This is a genomic window from Candidatus Poseidoniia archaeon (assembly GCA_030748895.1).
Classification (GTDB): domain Archaea; phylum Thermoplasmatota; class Poseidoniia; order MGIII; family CG-Epi1; genus UBA8886.
Window position 1 is genome coordinate 13,959 of record JASMLC010000006.1, and the last position, 16,885, is coordinate 30,843.

The 16,885-nt window shown below is 61.1% G+C and carries 14 protein-coding genes and 1 tRNA gene; 7 read left to right on the plus strand and 8 right to left on the minus strand.

Translation table 11 applies throughout. From position 1 onward, the window contains the following. Nucleotides 1–60: 60 nt before the first annotated feature. The 3 genes from carB to dph5 are packed head-to-tail and all read right to left on the minus strand — an operon-like array spanning nt 61 to nt 5,093. The gene (gene carB, locus QGG57_03510) at nt 61–3,258 is read right to left on the minus strand and encodes a carbamoyl-phosphate synthase large subunit (GenBank protein ID MDP7007240.1); all 3,198 of its coding nucleotides are present in this window, start codon (nt 3,256–3,258) and stop codon (nt 61–63) included. Then, the gene (gene carA, locus QGG57_03515) at nt 3,251–4,306 is read right to left on the minus strand and encodes a glutamine-hydrolyzing carbamoyl-phosphate synthase small subunit (protein ID MDP7007241.1); all 1,056 of its coding nucleotides are present in this window, start codon (nt 4,304–4,306) and stop codon (nt 3,251–3,253) included. Before carA ends, carB begins: the two co-directional genes overlap by 8 nt. Before the next feature lie 37 nt (nt 4,307–4,343). Continuing rightward, nucleotides 4,344–5,093 (minus strand): diphthine synthase, encoded by a 750-nt coding sequence (gene dph5 / locus QGG57_03520; GenBank protein ID MDP7007242.1) that lies wholly within the window; start codon nt 5,091–5,093, stop codon nt 4,344–4,346. 34 nt (nt 5,094–5,127) lie between these two features. Here dph5 and QGG57_03525 point away from each other — a divergent pair, with 34 nt between their 5' ends. Together QGG57_03525 and QGG57_03530 are read left to right on the plus strand one after the other, a co-directional pair. Then, nucleotides 5,128–5,538, plus strand: a complete 411-nt coding sequence (locus QGG57_03525; GenBank protein MDP7007243.1) for a secondary thiamine-phosphate synthase enzyme YjbQ — start codon at nt 5,128–5,130, stop codon at nt 5,536–5,538. A 53-nt stretch (nt 5,539–5,591) separates the two neighbouring features. Further along, entirely contained in the window at nt 5,592–6,614 is a 1,023-nt protein-coding gene (locus QGG57_03530) for a zinc-binding dehydrogenase (protein MDP7007244.1), read from the plus strand. Here QGG57_03530 and QGG57_03535 read toward each other — a convergent pair. Together QGG57_03535 and QGG57_03540 are read right to left on the minus strand one after the other, a co-directional pair. Continuing rightward, nucleotides 6,611–7,501, minus strand: a complete 891-nt coding sequence (locus tag QGG57_03535; GenBank protein MDP7007245.1) for a methyltransferase domain-containing protein — start codon at nt 7,499–7,501, stop codon at nt 6,611–6,613. The two genes, QGG57_03530 and QGG57_03535, sit on opposite strands and share 4 nt — an antisense overlap. Continuing rightward, complete coding sequence (locus tag QGG57_03540; protein ID MDP7007246.1) at nt 7,498–8,361, minus strand: deoxyribonuclease IV; 864 nt, start codon at nt 8,359–8,361, stop codon at nt 7,498–7,500. Before QGG57_03540 ends, QGG57_03535 begins: the two co-directional genes overlap by 4 nt. A gap of 65 nt (nt 8,362–8,426) precedes the next feature. Here QGG57_03540 and QGG57_03545 point away from each other — a divergent pair, with 65 nt between their 5' ends. The 5 genes from QGG57_03545 (at nt 8,427) to QGG57_03565 (ending at nt 13,877) form a co-directional block, all read left to right on the plus strand. After that, nucleotides 8,427–9,227, plus strand: coding sequence for an NAD(+)/NADH kinase (locus QGG57_03545; protein ID MDP7007247.1), 801 nt, complete (start codon nt 8,427–8,429; stop codon nt 9,225–9,227). A gap of 2 nt (nt 9,228–9,229) precedes the next feature. Next, a complete protein-coding gene (locus QGG57_03550) occupies nt 9,230–10,678 on the plus strand; it encodes a hypothetical protein (protein ID MDP7007248.1) in 1,449 nt (482 codons plus the stop codon). Nucleotides 10,679–10,702: 24 nt separating this feature from the next. Beyond that, a tRNA-Val gene (locus QGG57_03555) sits at nt 10,703–10,778 on the plus strand. 20 nt (nt 10,779–10,798) lie between these two features. Further along, nucleotides 10,799–12,325, plus strand: coding sequence for a sialidase family protein (locus QGG57_03560; GenBank protein MDP7007249.1), 1,527 nt, complete (start codon nt 10,799–10,801; stop codon nt 12,323–12,325). An 85-nt stretch (nt 12,326–12,410) separates the two neighbouring features. Continuing rightward, nucleotides 12,411–13,877, plus strand: coding sequence for a sialidase family protein (locus tag QGG57_03565; GenBank protein MDP7007250.1), 1,467 nt, complete (start codon nt 12,411–12,413; stop codon nt 13,875–13,877). Nucleotides 13,878–13,891: 14 nt separating this feature from the next. On the opposite strand, the gene QGG57_03570 is transcribed toward QGG57_03565, so the two are convergent. The 3 genes from QGG57_03570 to prf1 are packed head-to-tail and all read right to left on the minus strand — an operon-like array spanning nt 13,892 to nt 16,847. Beyond that, entirely contained in the window at nt 13,892–14,443 is a 552-nt protein-coding gene (locus QGG57_03570; GenBank protein ID MDP7007251.1) for a hypothetical protein, read from the minus strand. 5 nt (nt 14,444–14,448) lie between these two features. After that, nucleotides 14,449–15,735 carry an aspartate--tRNA(Asn) ligase gene (gene aspS, locus QGG57_03575; protein ID MDP7007252.1) on the minus strand — a complete coding sequence of 429 codons (1,287 nt, stop codon included), beginning with the start codon at nt 15,733–15,735 and terminating at the stop codon, nt 14,449–14,451. After that, a complete protein-coding gene (prf1, locus tag QGG57_03580) occupies nt 15,735–16,847 on the minus strand; it encodes a peptide chain release factor aRF-1 (protein MDP7007253.1) in 1,113 nt (370 codons plus the stop codon). Before prf1 ends, aspS begins: the two co-directional genes overlap by 1 nt. Nucleotides 16,848–16,885: the final 38 nt, after the last annotated feature.

The following is a 16,885-nucleotide window of genomic DNA, read 5'->3' on the forward strand; positions in this document are numbered from 1 at the left end:
TCCCGCATTGGAAAGCGGCAGTTAAAATGGCTCCGCGGCTTCCCGACGGGAAAAAGCGGGTCAGGCGGGACTCTGGCCTAACGGCTGCACATCGCCCTCATTTGGCTCCGCCATCGCCTCTACTGCGGCGCGGGCGCCGGTGATGGTGGTGATAAACGGGATGCCCAGCTCGACCGCCAGCCGCCGCATCTGCGCGCCGTCTGTCTGCGCCCGCCGGCCGGTGGGGAGATTGACAATAAGGTCCACGTCACCGCTGCGCATAAAGCCCAGGATATCGGGCTGCCGCCCTTCGGAAATGCGCCAGACGGTTTTGACCTCGAGTCCCGCCTGCCGCAGGTGGACTGCGGTACCGCGAGTCGCGACCAGCCGGAAGCCGAGCCCCGCAAGGCCCTGCGCCACGTCCTGAAAATCGACCTTGAGCCGATTGGAGATTGACAGGAACACAGTCCCGCTGCGCGGTAGCGAACGGCTGCCGCCCGCCAGCGCCCGCCGGTAGGCGGTGCCGAAGTTCGTACCGTGCCCCATTGCCTCGCCGGTCGATTTCATCTCCGGCCCCAGCACCGTGTCAAGCCCGGGTAGCTTGAGCCAGGAGAAGGTCGGCACTTTGACTGCGACATCGTCTGTCGGCAGCGGACTTGGCAGCTTCGGTAGCGGCTGCCCCAGCATCGCCTGCACGGCGAGCCGCGCCAGCGGTACGCCGGTAGCCTTGGAGACGAACGGCAGCGTGCGGCTGGCGCGGGGGTTGGCCTCGAGCAGGAACAGCTCGCCGCGGTGCACCGCAACCTGCAGATTGGCGGCGCCGACGACGCCTAGCGCACGGGTGACCTGCGTCGAGAGTTTGACGACTTCCCGCAGCAGCTTCGCGGAGAGCGATTGTGGCGGGATGACGCAGGCGCTGTCGCCCGAGTGGACGCCGGCCATCTCGATTTGTTCCATGATAGCGCCTACCAGCACCCGCTTGCCGTCGGAAACCAGGTCGACGTCCAGCTCGAGCGCCCCTTCCAGGAAGCGGTCGACCAGCACCGGCCGTGCGGGTGACGCGTGCGTCTCAAGCCTCAGGTAGGTTTCGAGCTGTTGGCGGTTGTGGATAATTTCCATTCCCCGGCCGCCAAGCACGAACGACGGTCGCACCAGCACCGGGTAGCCGATGCGCTCGGCGCACTCGACTACCTCGTCAGCCGAAGTCGCGGCGGCCCATTCGGGCATGCGCACGTCGATGCGTTCCATCAGCGCACCGCATTTCTGGCGGTCCTCGGCGTCAGCCATGCTGGCGACCGGAGTGCCGAGAATCTGCGTTTCCAGCCCGCTGCTGGCGATATGTTCGGCGACCGCGTCGGCCAGGTTGACGGCGGTCTGCCCGCCCAGTTGCAGGATTACACCTTCCGGTTTTTCGGCGTCCAGAATATCGCAGACCGCCTCAACATCAAGCGGCTCGAAGTAGAGTCGGTCCGACGCGTCAAAATCGGTCGAGACGGTTTCGGGGTTATTGTTGACGACCACCGCCTCAAGGCCGGCATCGCGCACCGCCTGCACGCCGTGGACCGTTGAATAGTCAAACTCGATTCCCTGCCCGATGCGAATCGGGCCCGACCCCAGGATTACCACCGAACGGCCACGCTCGATTTTCTCGCCCGCGTCGCCGCAGGTCGAGTAGAAGTAGGGCGTCCGCGCGGCAAACTCCCCAGCGCAGGTGTCGACCATCAGGTAGCTGCTGCGCAGCCCCGCTGCGCGGCGCGCCTCGCGCACTTCCGCCTCCGGCAGGCCGCAGGCGTGCGCGATGTGCGCGTCGCCGAAGCCCGCTTCCTTGGCGCGCGCCAGTAGCTCCGGCGTCAGCCCGCTTTTGGCCAGCTCTGCCTCGAGTGCGACCAGCGTCGCGATACGGCTGGTAAAGAAGGCGTGGAAGCCGCTCTGCTCTGCCACCGCTTCCGCGCTAAGGCCCTGCCGCAGCGTTTCCCAAATCGCTTCCAGCCGGCGGTCTGTGGGCTGGCGCAGTAATTCCTCCAGCGCTGGGCCGCGTTCGGCGACGCCCTCGGGAAAGCCGCGCCCCTGCCCGAGCGAGCGCCAGCCCTTCAGCAGCGATTCCTCGAACGAGCGGCCGATGGCCATGGTTTCGCCGGTCGATTTCATCTGCGTCCCGATGTCGCGCTCGGCGAGTTTGAACTTGTCGAAGGGCCAGCGCGGAATCTTCAGCACGACGTAGTCCAGCGCCGGCTCGAAAGCGGCGCTGGTGTTGCCGGTGACGCGATTCGACAGCTCGTGCAGCCGCCGCCCCAGCGCCAGTAGCGTCGCGATGCGTGCTATCGGGACGCCGGTCGCCTTGGAAGCGAGCGCCGACGAGCGCGAGACGCGCGGGTTGACCTCGATGACCACGTAGTCGGTGCTGACGGGGTCGAACGCGAACTGGACGTTGCAGCCGCCGACGATGCCGAGCCCGCGCACGACCTTCAGCGCCGACGAGCGCAGCCGCTGGTAATGTACATCTGGTAGTGTCAGCGCTGGCGCAACGACAATAGACTCTCCGGTATGGACTCCCATAGCGTCCAAGTTCTCCATCGAGCAAATGATGACGGCGTCATCACCACAGTCGCGCAACACCTCGAACTCGAACTCCTGCCAGCCCAGTACCGACTCTTCGATGAGCACTTGTGTTGTTGGCGAGAGCGCTAGCCCACGCCCGGCGATAACCTCCAGCTCCTTGCGTGAGTGGGCAATGCCACCACCGGTCCCCCCAAGCGTGTAGGCTGGGCGAACAACGGCTGGATATCCGAGTTGTTTTCCAAGTGAAATTGCCTCTTCAAGTGTCTCCGCCACGTCGCTCTGCGGCACGGGTTCACCAAGTTCGACCATGTGCTGGCGAAACTTCTCGCGGTCTTCCGCCATTGCAATGCTATCAAGCGAAGTACCGAGTGGCTGCACTCCATATTTTTCCAGCACGCCTGCTTCTGCTAGCTCAGTAGTCAGGTTCAGCCCGGTCTGCCCTCCCATTCCCGGCATGATAGCATCTGGTCGCTCTTTTTCAATAATGCGTTCCAACGTCGCGACGTTTAATGGCTCAATGTAGACAGTGTCGGCTGTCTCCGGGTCAGTCTGGATGGTAGCGGGGTTGCTATTGACCAGCACTACAGAGTGCCCTTCCTCGCGTAGTGCGGCGCAGCATTGCGAGCCGGAGTAGTCGAATTCGGCCGCTTGCCCGATGATAATCGGTCCTGAGCCGGCGACCAGCACCTTCAGTGCCGGCCCGTGGGCAGTTTCACCCATTGACCATCTCCCGCACTCGCTCGAAGAGCACGTTGGCGTCGAGCGGCCCCGGCGACGCCTCGGGGTGGAACTGGACCGACCAGCAGCCGGGCCCGCGAATCCCTTCGCAGGTGCTGTCGTTCAAGTTGGTAAATACCTCTGCTATGCCATCAGGCATTTCACCAAGAGCAAAGCCATGGTTCTGCGACGTAATGAACACCCGGTCGGCGTCGGTGTCATGCACCGGCTGGTTGGAACCGCGGTGGCCGAAACGCAGTTTGTAAGTGCTGCCCCCTAGCGCCAGCCCAAGAATCTGGTGACCGAGGCAGATGCCTACGACCGGCCAGCGCTCGAGCGCCTGCTGCACCGTCGTGACCACCGGCGCCATCTCCGGATGGGCGGGGTCGCCCGGGCCGTTGGACATGAAAATCAGGTCGGGCTTCGTTTTCTCAAGCCCCGCAACATCGGTGTCCCACGGCACGACCGTGACGCGGCAGTCCTGCGCCAGATTGGTGACGATGGACTGCTTGACGCCCCAGTCGAAGAGTGTCACCCGCGGGCCGCTTCGTCCGCGCCGGTATTTCTTTGGCGTCGAGACTCCGGCGACCTGGTTCGAGTCCGAAGGCCACGCCATCGCCGCGGCGCGGGCGACGCCCTCTTCTGGCGAGAGCGAGCCGTCAGTACAGACGACGGCGCGTAGCGTTCCCGCTTCGCGCGTCTGGACCGTCAGCGTGCGCGTATCAATGCCTTCCAGCCCCGGGATGCCTTCACTGCGCAGCCACTCATCGAGCGTTTGTTGCCCCTGATGCGGCTCCCGGCAGCATTCGCGCACGATGCAACCGCGTACCTGTGCACCAGAAGACTCCATCCAGTCCGGCTGGCAGCCATAATTCCCAATTTGCGGGAAAGTGAACATCAGCAACTGGCCGGCGTAACTAGGGTCCGTAAGAGCTTCCTGATAACCCGTCATCGACGTGTTGAAAACCAGCTCACCCTCGACAATTCCGGTAGCGCCAAACGGGCGCCCCCGGGCAATCGTGCCGTCCTCTAGCGCAAGCCACCCCTGCATCTAGGGCGCGGCAGTCGGCTGGGGGATAAAACGCTGCCTATTCCTGAAGCGCGGCCAGGGCCTCTTCCTCGACGAAGTGCAGTTCGCCCGGAATCACAATGGAGTGCGGCACCTCTCCTATCTTTGCCTGCGCCATTTCCCCCAGCGTGCCGCACCAGAGCTGCTGGTCGCTGCGGCCGACGCGAGCCGCCGCGCACGCCTGCGCTCCGGTCCCGACGCCGCCCTCGAGCAGCAGCAGCGCCCCTTCGGCAGCAGTCATCAGCCGCGGCTCGGCGGCGGGGTCATCGGCACGGATGTCGAGCAGTACCAGCGAGTGGAATTCCGCCTCGATATTCTGCAGTACACGCTCCACCGGCGAGAGCGGCCGGTAGTCGCCCTCCGGCAGCACCAGCGTCGCGACCGGGCCGAAGCGGTAGTGCTGTAGCCCCAGCTCGCCCGCAATCGCCGTCAGCACCGACGCGTTGTGCACGACGTGGCACGCGATGCCCACCTCGCGGCACTGCAACCGCAGGCTGACGTGCGTTGTGGCAGCGAGGGGGTCGCCGCCGACCAGCAGCACCGTCGCGTCATCGCGCGCTGCCGCCAGCAGCGTTTCGGGCTGCTCAACCTCTTCGCGCGATAGCAGCCTCACCTTGCCGGCTTCCTGCTCGACCCACGCCAGCGTTTCCGGCAGCAGCGGCGAAGTGTAGCCTTCGGCGAAGACTGCGTTGGCCTCGCGGATGGCGGCGATTCCCGCCTGCGTCAGCGATTCCGGACCGCCGAGCCCAAGGCCGACCAGCGTGAGCATGCGCTCTTAATGCGTGGAGCGGATAAGGCATCCGATGCGACGACGGACGCTGGCCGTGCAGACCGAGCCCTACGCGTTCCACGACATCACCCGCGAAGTGCAGGGCGCCGTCGCCGACGCGGGTGTCAGCGACGGCGTCTGCCATTTGTTTATCCGCCATACCAGCGCCAGCCTGCTACTCCAGGAGAACTACGATCCTTCGGTAAGGCAGGACCTCGCGCAATTCATGTCACGTATTGTGCCCGAGGATGGCAGCTATGTACATGGCATGGAGGGCAGCGACGACATGCCTGCGCATATTCGGAGCGCACTCACCTCAGTTTCAGAGAGTATCCCAGTTTCCGAAAGCAAGTTGCTCCTAGGACGCTGGCAAGGAATCTACCTCTGGGAACATCGTGCGCATGGACATCGGCGCGAGGTTATCATCACAGTCACAGGTGACTAATGCAGGATGCAGCCGGGCTGCAGCCCTAAAAACAGCACCACTATTGCCTCCTGATGCAAGCGCTCCACTTCGAAGCTCACGGCGAGCTGGACGTGCTGCAGTTCGGCGATGTCCCCGACCCCGAAGTTCCCGTGGGCTGGGCGCTGCTGAAGGTCGAAGCGTGCGCGCTGAACCACCTCGACATCTGGGTGCGGCGTGGGTGGCCCGGGCTGCGCCTCGAGATGCCGCACATCGGCGGCAGTGACGTCGCCGGCACGCTCGTGGCGGACGCTGGCGACTGGAAGGCGGGCGACGCCGTCGTGGTCGATCCGGGCATCTCGACGCGGCAGGATGAATGGACCGCGCGCGGCGATGATTCCATGTCGCCCGGCTACTGCATCCTCGGCGAGCACCTGCGCGGCGGCTGCGCCGAGTTCGTGGCGGTGCCGCTCGAGAACCTGCACCCGCGGCCGGCCGACCTCTCGGCAGCGCAGGCGGCCGCGCCGCTGCTGGCGGGGCTGACTACCTGGCGCATGCTGGTCAACCGCGCGCAACTGCAAGCTGACGAGCGGCTGCTGGTCGTCGGCGCGGGTGGCGGCGTCAACTCGACCACCATCCAGCTCGGCTGCCACCTCGGCGCTGAAGTGCATGTCGTCGCTGGCGGCGCCGCGAAGGCGCAGCGCGCTGAAGAGCTGGGCGCGGCGCTGGTCGTCGACTACAAGACTGACGCGGCGTGGCACAGGCAACTGCTCGCCGCCACCGACCGCCGCGGCTACGACGTCATCGTTGATAATGTCGGTCGCGCGACATGGAAGCAGTCGCTGCGGCTGGCGGGCATCGGCGGCCGCATCGTCACCGTCGGCAACACCAGCGGCCCGCTGGCGGAGACCGATATCCGTTTCATCTTCTCGCGACAGCTCTCAATCCTCGGCTCGACTATGGGCTCGCACTCCGATTTCGCCGCGGTGCTGGAGCTGCTTGTGCAGGGCGCGCTGAAGCCGCTCATCCATTGCGAGCTGCCGCTCTCCGAAGGACGGCGCGGGCACGAAATCCTCGAGCGCGGCGAGATGTTCGGCAAAGTCGTGCTGCGGCCTTAGGCCGCTTCGAGCCGGATGGCGAGATGCGCCGTCGCGGGGCCGTAGTTCTTCACTCGCGCCACCCGCGCAACGCGCAGCCCCGGCGCCGCTCGCTCCAGCTCGCGGCGCAATTGTCCGGGCACGGCGTCCCATTCACCGCTGCGCTGTACGCCGTAGTCGGCGCGCCGGAAGGCGTCGTGCAGGATGATTGTGCCATCTCTGCCGGCACGCATTTGCAAGGCCGCGTGCGGCAGGAAGTGGGCGGTATCGCCGATGTAGCCCAGATGCACGATGTCGGCTTCGCGCTCCACGTCGCGGCAGTCGGCCTCGATGATTTCGACGTTGTCGAGCCCGTTGAGTGCCACGTTCTGCCGCAGGTATTCCGCCGCGACCGGGTTCTTCTCGACCGCGATGACTTGCGTCGCGGGCCAGTGGCGCGCGAACTGCAACGCGAAATAGCCGACGCCGGCAAAGCAGTCCAGCACGACTCGCGGGCCGGGATGTGCGTAGAGCGCCGCGACCGCTGCCGGCCCGCGCGGGCCGGCGCGCCAGCCGACGTTGCCGGGCGCCCACATCACGCACTGCAGGTCGAGCCGGTAGCGCAGCCCGTGCTCGCGCACTTCGGTCTCCGCCGAGCTTCCGAACAGGAGCTGCGGCAGCCGTGGCTGCCGCAGCTCGCCTGCGATGCGTGGCCGGCGCATGACTGCCTCGACACCCGGCAGCGTCGCGTAAGCAGCCGCGACCGCTTGCGCTTCCGCCTCCAGCTCGGGCGGCAGCCGCAGCAGCAATACGCACCCCAGCTGGACCCATTTGCGTGGCAGGTGCTGTTGCATCCATTCAGGCAGCCGGGCGGCAACCTGTTCGAAGGGCGTTTCGCGCTGGAGCAGGGATACCGCGGCGGGGCTCATCGCCCAGCCAGCTCGCGCAGCCGGGCGATTTCCGGCTTCCAGCGTTCAGGGCCGCCGGGCGTCTCGAGATAGCCGGCAACTGCCTCGAGCCGCGAATCCTGCATGATGCTGGCGAAAACGGCTTCGCCCAGCTTCCCTTCGCCGTGGTTGGCGTGGCGGTCAACGCGTGAGCCGCGGTCGCTGAGCGAGTCGTTCAGGTGCATCCCGACCAGCCGTTCGCGGTCAATCTGCGAGTCGAACTCGTCCCACACGCCGTCGTAGTCGCCCGCCCAGTCGTAGCCCGCAGCCCAGGCGTGTTGCGTGTCGATGCAGACGCCCATGCGTGACGGGTCATCGACCCGCTCCAGGATATGCGCCAGTTCGCCGAAGGTGATACCGACATTGGTCCCCTGTCCCGCGGCGTTCTCGAGCACCAGCAGGGATTCGAATCCTTCGGTCTTGGCGAGCGTGGTGTTGATGTGGCTCGCAATTCGCTCGAGCGCCGCGTCGCGCGTCGCGCGGTCGTCGCGCATCGCCTTGCGGGGATGCGTGTGCGAGCCGGGATGGAAATTCAGGTAAGGCACGCCGAGCGCTTCGCAGCGGCGATATTCTTCGAGAAAGGCGTGCTGCGCCCGTTTTCCTTTCGCTTCGTCAGGCGAACCCATGTTAATCAGGTATGAGTCGTGAATCATCACCGGCCCCAGCCCGCTCTGCGCCAGCGCAGTGCGGAACTGGTCGAGTTGCTCGTCGGTGAGCGGCTTCGCAATCCACTGCCGCTGGTTCTTGCTGAACATCTGGAATGTGTCTGCGCCGATGCTAAGTGCTTCACTGACGCCGTTATGCAGACCGCCGGCGACCGAGACGTGCGCGCCTAGCTTCATGGGGCGCCAGCAGGTGCCATTACAAATCGCCTGCGGGCTTATTAGCACCCCATTTCTGCGGCGATGTGAAGCTCGCGCTGGTCGCCAATCCGTACCATCCGCAGGCAGCGGAGAAGCTGGAAGCGCTGCTCGAACTAGTCGGCGACGCCGAGCTGGAAGAAGCGACGGCGCAGCTGCTCGGCCGTGAGGGGACGCCGCTGGCGGAGCTCTCGGGCGATTTGCTACTGGCGCTTGGCGGCGACGGAACGCTGCTCTACGCGCTATCGCACCTTGACCTGCCGGTCTTTGGCATCAACATCGGGCAGGTCGGATTCCTGACCGAGGCGGAGTTCGGCGACACACTCGAGGCCAATCTGGCGCGGCTCGAAGCGGGCGATTACGAAGTCGAGGAATTGCAACGTATCGAGGTACGGCTCAATGGCCAGATGGTGGGTCGGGCGCTGAACGAGGCGGTCATCCATACCGCGCGCGTCGCCAAAATCCAGAAATTCCGCATCACGCTCGACGGCCAGGTGGCGGACGAGTTCCGCGGTGACGGGCTGATAATCGCCACTCCCACCGGTTCGACCAGCTACGCCATGTCGGCCGGCTCGCCCATCCTGCACCCTGCCGTTGGCGCACATGTGCTGGTGCCGATTGCACCTTACCGCATCGGCTCACGGCCGCTGGTGATTCCCGACTCCGTTGAGCTGAGGATCCAGCTCCTTAATCCGCGCCCGTCGGTCGTCGTACTGGACGGGGGCGATGAACTGGCCCTTGGGCCAGATGACGAAATCACCATCACGAAATCGGCTGTCCCGGCTCGTTTTGCGCGATTCGGCGATACCTTCTTCGAGCGAGTGCAGCGGAAGCTGAGGATGCAGTAATCGTGGCGAAACGACGCAGGGCGCGGCTCAGGGGCACCCGCACGGCAACGCGCAGTGAGCAGCGCAAGCTGCTTGAGCGAGTGGCACAGCTCAAGGAAAAGCCACAGTTTCTGCTCCCCAAGTGCCGCCACCCTGCTGGCGAATGCCCCTATCCCAGCGTGCGCGAGCAACTCGAGCGCGCGGTGGAGCCCGAAGAGCGCGGCTTTCTCGGCAGGTTGTTCGGCCGCCGGCTGAAGGACCCGCTGGCGCTCGCCCTGCGTGCCAGTCTGAGCCTGCTCGACGCCGGCAAGGCGCCGGTGATGGCGGTCGCGCGCTACCCGGCGGGAGATGTGGGCTACGTCCTGCGCGGGCAGTCGATTCCCAAGGAGCGGCTGATTGGCGTGCAGAATTTCCACCATCGCACCTGGCGCGCGCTGGCGCATCTGGCCTATGTGCGCAAGAACGATATCTGGCTTTATTCGCTGCCGAAGCGGCTGGTCTGCACCGGTCGCTCAGCTTCTTTGCCGTCTGAACTGTGGGATGAGCTGCGCGCTGCACTGCCGCGCGGCTGGCGTGATTCCGACGGCGAAGGGTTGCTTCTGCGCTGCCTGTCGCTCGACCGCGCAGTGCGGTTGCCGGCCGCGGGCTGGCGTCGCTCGAGCCGCAATTCGCTCATAAATGTGCTCGAGCATCAGCATGCTGGCGATGCGGCGGCTGACTGGGAAGTTGAGGTTGTGACGCCGCTCGACGCGCTGGCGCCGGCCACGGAGTGCCCGGCGCTCGACGAATACCGCGAAGGAAAGTTGACCGACGCCGAGCTCTGGACCCGGCTCGGTGACTGGCAGCGCGAGCGCGCCGCTGAGGGCGGCGCGCATGGAGTCATCCACGGCAGCGAAATGCTCGCGCCCGATGATTTCGTCGCACGGCTTTCGCTCTCCGGCCACGACGCCCGGATTGCGCGCGAGCTTCTGGAGCGGCACGATGGCGCCGTCGCGTTAGAGGCGCTCACGCTGGGCGCGGTCGCTGGCGCCACCTGGAAACCGCACGGCCAGCGGCTACTAGCCGAGTGGGATGGCACAGCTGACGAGCGCGAGCCGCTGGAACAACTGCGTGACGCGCTGTCGCGCGCCGGGATGCAGGAAGCGTTAGCAGCGCTCCCCGAGCTCGAAGGCCTGCCGCCGCTCCCGGCACTGGCCGACCGCGCGGTGCGTTTGCTGCGCACCGGCCGCAACGTGGACCTACAGCGCGAGCTGGCGGCCGCAGCCGAGGCGAGCCATGGCGAACAGGCGCTGGCGTGGGCCATCCTGCAACATACCGGCAGCGCGGGCGGCCGCGAATGGCAGTTCGCTCGCGAGGTGCGCGAATTCGCCGAGGAGCTACAGCCCGCCTTCGAAACGCTGACTACGGCCGAGGGCGACAGCTATGCTGAGGCTCTGCAACGGCTCGCGCAGCTGGCCGGCGCAGAATTTTAACCACCCTCCTTCGTCCGCACGCGGGGGCCCGTGGTCTAGGGGTTATGACGTCGCCTTGACATGGCGAAGATCGGCGGTTCAAATCCGCCCGGGCCCACCACACCCGCAACAGGAAAACGGATGAAACCGAAACACACTCTGCCGACCGCCTGCATCGCCCTGTTATTCCTGCTGCCGGCACTGGCCGGTTGCCTGGCGCCAGAGGACAAGCGCACCTACGAGCCGGAACCGGGGCCGTTTGACTTCGACGCGCCGATTCCGGTAACGACATGGTACCACTACCCCGGGAGTGTAAGCAGCCCGCAGGCAATTGATGCGACAAATCCGGCAGCGGTCGCGGCGGCGAATATTACCGCCAACCTGACGGGCGACAGCACGCCCTTTTTCACGAACGCAACCTACTACGGCACTGGCTTCGACACCTTCGAGCCGACCATCGGGATTACATCCTCAGGAGCCATTTTCTTCACCAGCTGGAACGGAGCGGGCGACGGCACGCACATCATCCGCTCGCTCGACCAAGGACAAACCTGGGAGGACGTTGGACCTTTCCTGGGTGGAGGTGATGATGGTCCGGGACAAACGGCAAACTCCAATGACCCCTATATCTATGTTGATAAGTTCACTGACAAACTTGTCAAATTCGACATGCATGCGCTTACCGTAATCAACGTTGAATATTCAACTAATGACGGTCAGACATGGAGTACGCCTTTCCCAACTCATGGATATGCTGTCCCTCAAGACCATCAGAGTATTGCCTCGATGCCACACTCCAATGCAATTTCAGGAGAGGTAGTCTACGTTTACTGCATTAATACTGGATCACCTGCAGCTGGGCCTCAATGTTCCCGTTCTATAGATGGTGGACACACATGGGATGCGCAGAGAATAGGTTATCCGTTAGGGACCTCTCAGTGTTCTGGCCTCCATGGTCATGTTGCAGGCGGGGCTGATGGAGCAGTTTACCGGGGCAACCCTTCCTGCGCAGGCCCTGCAGTCTACCGCTCGCTGGATGGCGGGTCCATATGGAGCGAGCACACCATCACAGAGGATGTTGGGATGCAGGATGGATGGCACGCTCACGAAGTTGCCACAGCTGTAGACGACGAGGGGAATGTTCACGCTACATGGATTGGTAATGACTTGTTTCCATGGTACGCTTATTCCCGGGATCAGGGAGGTACATGGAGCGACCCGATGATGGTTGCAGCCCCGGGTGTCAAAGAAACTGGTTTTCCGACAATATTCGCAGGTTCTGAAGGGCGTGTAGTCGTCGGTTATATTGGTGAAATTAACGACATTGAGACCAATGCCTCGAACAGCGGTTGGTCTGGTTATATGGCAATTATGACTGACGCCTTCGCCGAGCACCCTCTAATCACGAGTGTAGCTGTGAACCACCCTGATGATCCTCTGGACATAACCTCTGACTGCGGCAACGTTCGCTGTGGTGGTTTCGGAGATTTCATTGATGTCGAGATTGATGACGAAGGGCGACCATGGATTGCCCTTGCGCATAATGCCGCGGGTTTCGAGGAAGCTGTTATTGGGACTCTAATGGAAGGCCCAACCCTTTACGGCGATGAAATCACCGACCTGCCTGTCTTGCCGGTAGGCGGCAGTTCAACCCTCAAAATGGGATAGGGGTCACCTGATATCAATTAGCATAAAAACATCCATGCAAAGCACGTTGTGAAACCTTAAAGCCCCGGAACTCTCATACACCAGCATGCAGCAGAAGGCCGTCGCCGTAGTGTTCCTGTTCGTCTTCTCTAGCTTGGCGGGCTGCCTTGGTCCAGAGGACAACAGGACCAAAATAGATGAACAACTACCTTTTGGTTTTGCTTCACCTGTTCCAGGTACAACTTTCTATCATTTTGATGGCGCACGCAATGCTACTGATTTCTATGAGATAAATGGTACGTTAGTTCTTTACGGAAACAACATTCCCATTTTCAGTGAAGGAACTTATTATGCAATCGGAACAACTACTTTCGAGCCTACAATAGGTGTTACACAGGCTGGGAATGTATATATGACCAGTTGGGGAACAGGAGATGGTGGTTCTACGGCCATAATCAAGTGCGAAGGGATGCTTGAAATGAATTCCATCACTGAATATTCCTGCGCAGACAGTGGTCCCGGTGTTGTACCGAACAGCAATGACCCGTACCTGTACGTTGATTTGTGGAATGACAGATTGATGAAGTTCGATATGCATGCTCTTGCTGTTATGACAGTTCAGTATTCGGATAATGAGGCTGCAACTTGGTCTCCCCCCACAGAAGCAACTTCTCCTTATGCCATTCAGGATCACCAGACGATAGCATCTTCTCCTTACCAGGATTCTCTTTTGTCAATCCATGATACAACCTTTGTCTACTGCGTTAACACTCAATTTCCTCACCCACTCTGCTCAACGAGTTTTGATGGTGGTAATCTGTGGACGCCAGAAGTCTCAGGTGCTCCAACAGATTGTGATAGTGGTGGACTAACAGGTCATATAATTGGATCCAACAACGGTAATTTTTATAGAGGGAATAGAGGCTGTAATGGTGGTGAAGGATATTCAATATACAGGAGCACAGATGGAGGTATGTCCTGGACGGAACATCCACTTCCAACAGAAACTACTGGAACTGCAGAAACTTGGAATTTTGAGGAAGCTCAAGTAGCAGCCGATTCTGAAGACAACGTCCATGCTATGTGGATGGGGTTTGACAATATGCCATATTATTCATATTCTCACGATGAAGGAGGAACGTGGAGCAACCCAATTATGGTTGCACCCCCTGGTGTCAATGGGACTGGATTTCCTGCAATCGCGGCCGGTTCCGAAGGAAGGGTGGCAATGGGTTACATCGGCACAACTAACGGTGGATTGACTTGGAATGGATATATGACTGTAATAACAGATTCATTCAATGAAAATCCGTTGCTGACCACAGTAGTTGTAAACCTACCCGACGACCCGCTCGAGAACGCCAAGGAAGACTGCGGATACGACCGCTGCGGCGGCTTTGGAGATTTTATAGACATCGTCGTGGGTTCGGATGGCCGTCCGTGGCTCGGACTAGCACATAATCCTGCCGGTGAAATAGGTATTTTCGGGACGTTCGCGGAAGGGCCGTCGCTGCGCGGCGATACGGCAGCGGCGCTGACAACGCTGCCGCTGGGCGGGCCGGGAACGTTGTAATGATTGTTAATAATTTATTCCAATATTTCCCAACCATAAACCGTAGCTTGTTGATGGACGGGATGAATTAAATCAGTAACAGTTTTTGAAAATTTCTCACTTAGTCTAATCTCAAGTTCTTCCGAAGCTATTAGCTCAAATGAATCAAAGAGGATTGACAAGTCAAATCTGGGTTCGGAATGTTCATATGTAAACACAACCACTCCCTTTCTTTCCGAAAAATCTGAATTTAGTAGGCTTATGCAATCCCCCAGCACACTAACATTTCCCGCATAGGGATGCATCATATTTTCCGACCAGTGTTCAGCAGGTTTGCCGTTATCGCCAAATGGCCTGACAATCTTGAATTCTAGTGCCCATTTTTCAGGGATTAACAAGTCCGGATGTCTCTTCGTCTTTGCTCCGGCAAAATAATCAATATAATGCTCTTTCAGGTATTGAAGGGATTTAATCACCAGCTGAGTTTCTGCGTAAGGCCCCACTCCCGGTTTGTAATTCTTAAATGGAATTCCAGAACGGTCAATATGTCTCAGTGCTTCAGCAAAATAATTAACTAATTTATCCATATATTCTAGGGCGTCAGCCGGTTCCGGTCCCGCGGGAAGAGCACGCACTCGCGCACGTTCTGCGCGCCGCTGAAGACCATCGCCAGACGGTCGAGGCCCAGCCCCCAGCCGCCGTGCGGCGGCATCCCGTAGCGGAACGGCTCGAGGTAATGCCCAAACTCGGCGGGGTCGAGCCCCTGCTCGCGCAGGCGCTGCTCGAGCTGCGCGACGTCGTGGACGCGTTGGCCGCCGGAGGTCATCTCGACCTCGCGGAACATGAAATCGAACCCCTTGCTGTGCTTCTCGCCTTCAGACTGGATGTAGAACGGCTTTAGCGCGAGCGGCCACTTGGTGATGAAGTAGAAACCGCCATATTGCTCGGCGATGACGCGCGTCGCTTCCATCGAAAGGTCATCACCCCAGGCGATATCGGCCTTCACGCTCGCGATATCTATCGCCTCGTCGTAAGTGATGCGCGGGAGCGGAAGTTCGACCGCGAGCGGAGCCATTTCCAGCGCGGCGAGCGCCTCTGCTTCCTGCGCCACCGCTTCAGCACAGCTGGCGACCAGCCGTTCCATAACTCCCATCACGTCATCGTCGTCGGCCCACGACATTTCGATATCAATCGAGATAAACTCGTTCAGGTGGCGCGGAGTGTTGTGCTCCTCGGCGCGGAACGCGGGACCGATCTCGTAAACCCGGTCGAGCCCGCCCGACATCAACACTTGCTTGTAGAGCTGCGGCGATTGCGCCAAGTACGCTTTGCGGTCGAAATACTGCACCGGGAAGAGCGCGGTGCCGCCCTCAGTGGCCGAGGCGATAATCTTTGGCGTCTGCACCTCCAGGAAGCCTTCGCGCCGCAGGTGGTCGTGCACAGCGCCCAAGATGGCGGCGCGGATGCGGAAGAATGCCGCGACTTCAGGCCGCCGCAGATCCAGGTAGCGTGCGTTGAGCCGCGTCTCAATTTCACTCTCGATGCGGTCCACTACGCCGAGAGGTAGTGGGGTCGCGGCAGCGTTGAGCACCTCCAGTTCTGTGGGCACCAGTTCGAGGCCGTTCGGGGCTTCCTGATTAGCCTTTACTGTGCCAGTAACGCGCAGTGTTGATTCACGCGCGATGGCAGTCCACACCTTGAAATTGTCCTCGCCCACTTTCTTCTTCGGTAATGTCAACTGTGTTATACCTGTGGAGTCACGCAACTGCAGGAAGGCGATGCCGCCCAGGTTGCGCGTCTCCTGTAGCCAGCCGCAGAGCGTCTGCTCGCTGCCGTCGTCCGCTTCGGACAATTCACCACAACGTCGTGTCTGTAACATCAGTTAAGAGGATACCTCAGGATTGCAGCCAGCCCACCAAAGGCGTTGCGCAGGCCTGCCCCCTCCTCGGTGTCGGTGGATATGAGGTTCACGGTGCTGCGCGAATTCTCGGCAAGCTCTACCATTTCCCTCACTAGCCCCTTTTCGCGGTCGGTCTCAAGTTCTTCGGAAATTAACAGCTGGTCGACTGCTCCGCGCTTGAGCGCATCGCGCACTTGTGTTTCTCCGTAGGTCGCCAGTCCACCCCGGGAAGTCATGACTTCCTTCATGAATCGCTCCATCAACACCTTTTCCTGAACCAGTTGTACTTCCTGCAATCGTCCGGAAGCATTGGTAACCAGTTCGCGCAGCCCTGCCTCTTCTGTATAGCCCGTGTCAAAGCTGTCCAGGATTTTATCTCGCAATTCATAGTGGAGATATTCTTTTGTAATGAAAAAATCCTTGGTCGCGCCCGGCCCACCAATCAGCAATGCCTCAATTCCGTGGGGGTCAAAACAATCTTCGGCGCTGCCAGCCACACGCTTATACCACTCATGAGCCGCCTCTTCGATAAGCCGCTCAAAACGACGGCGTGACTGCCCTCCCTTGCCATGCTTGGAAGGCACCTGGGAAAACATGTGCTTCAGCACCTTGATACGCGAGCCGCGCAGCATTCCCAGCGTCGCCTCGGAACGGTCAATCACCAGCAATGCATACTGTTCCTTGATTTCCTGTAGCTGCTCCAGCGGCTCCAGAAAGAAGCGGTTATCGCAGCGGTAGAGGAACGCTCCCACAGGTTCGGGAGGTATGACAACCTCCTGAGTCATTTCGGTCTGGTTAGCGCCCTTGGAAATATGTCCCACGAAGAATATCATGCCGTTTTCGGGTGGTGTCTTGAACGCTTTCAGCCGCGACATGATCGATTCAATCGCAGCACTGACGTTCTTGCGCGTTGATTTGGACTTGATGTTGGCCGATTGCGAAGCTTCATTGCGCAGGTAAGCCATGACTTCGTGAATCTTGCGTTCGGGAGGAATGTAGAGCGATATTAGTTCTGTAGCGCGTCCGCTGAACTGCCCGAGTCGCTCAAGCTGCTGGCTGAATTCATAACGCGCGAGGCTGTCACCTGCCATCGGCCGCGCAAAGAAGGCTCGTTAAAAGCGAAGTCCCG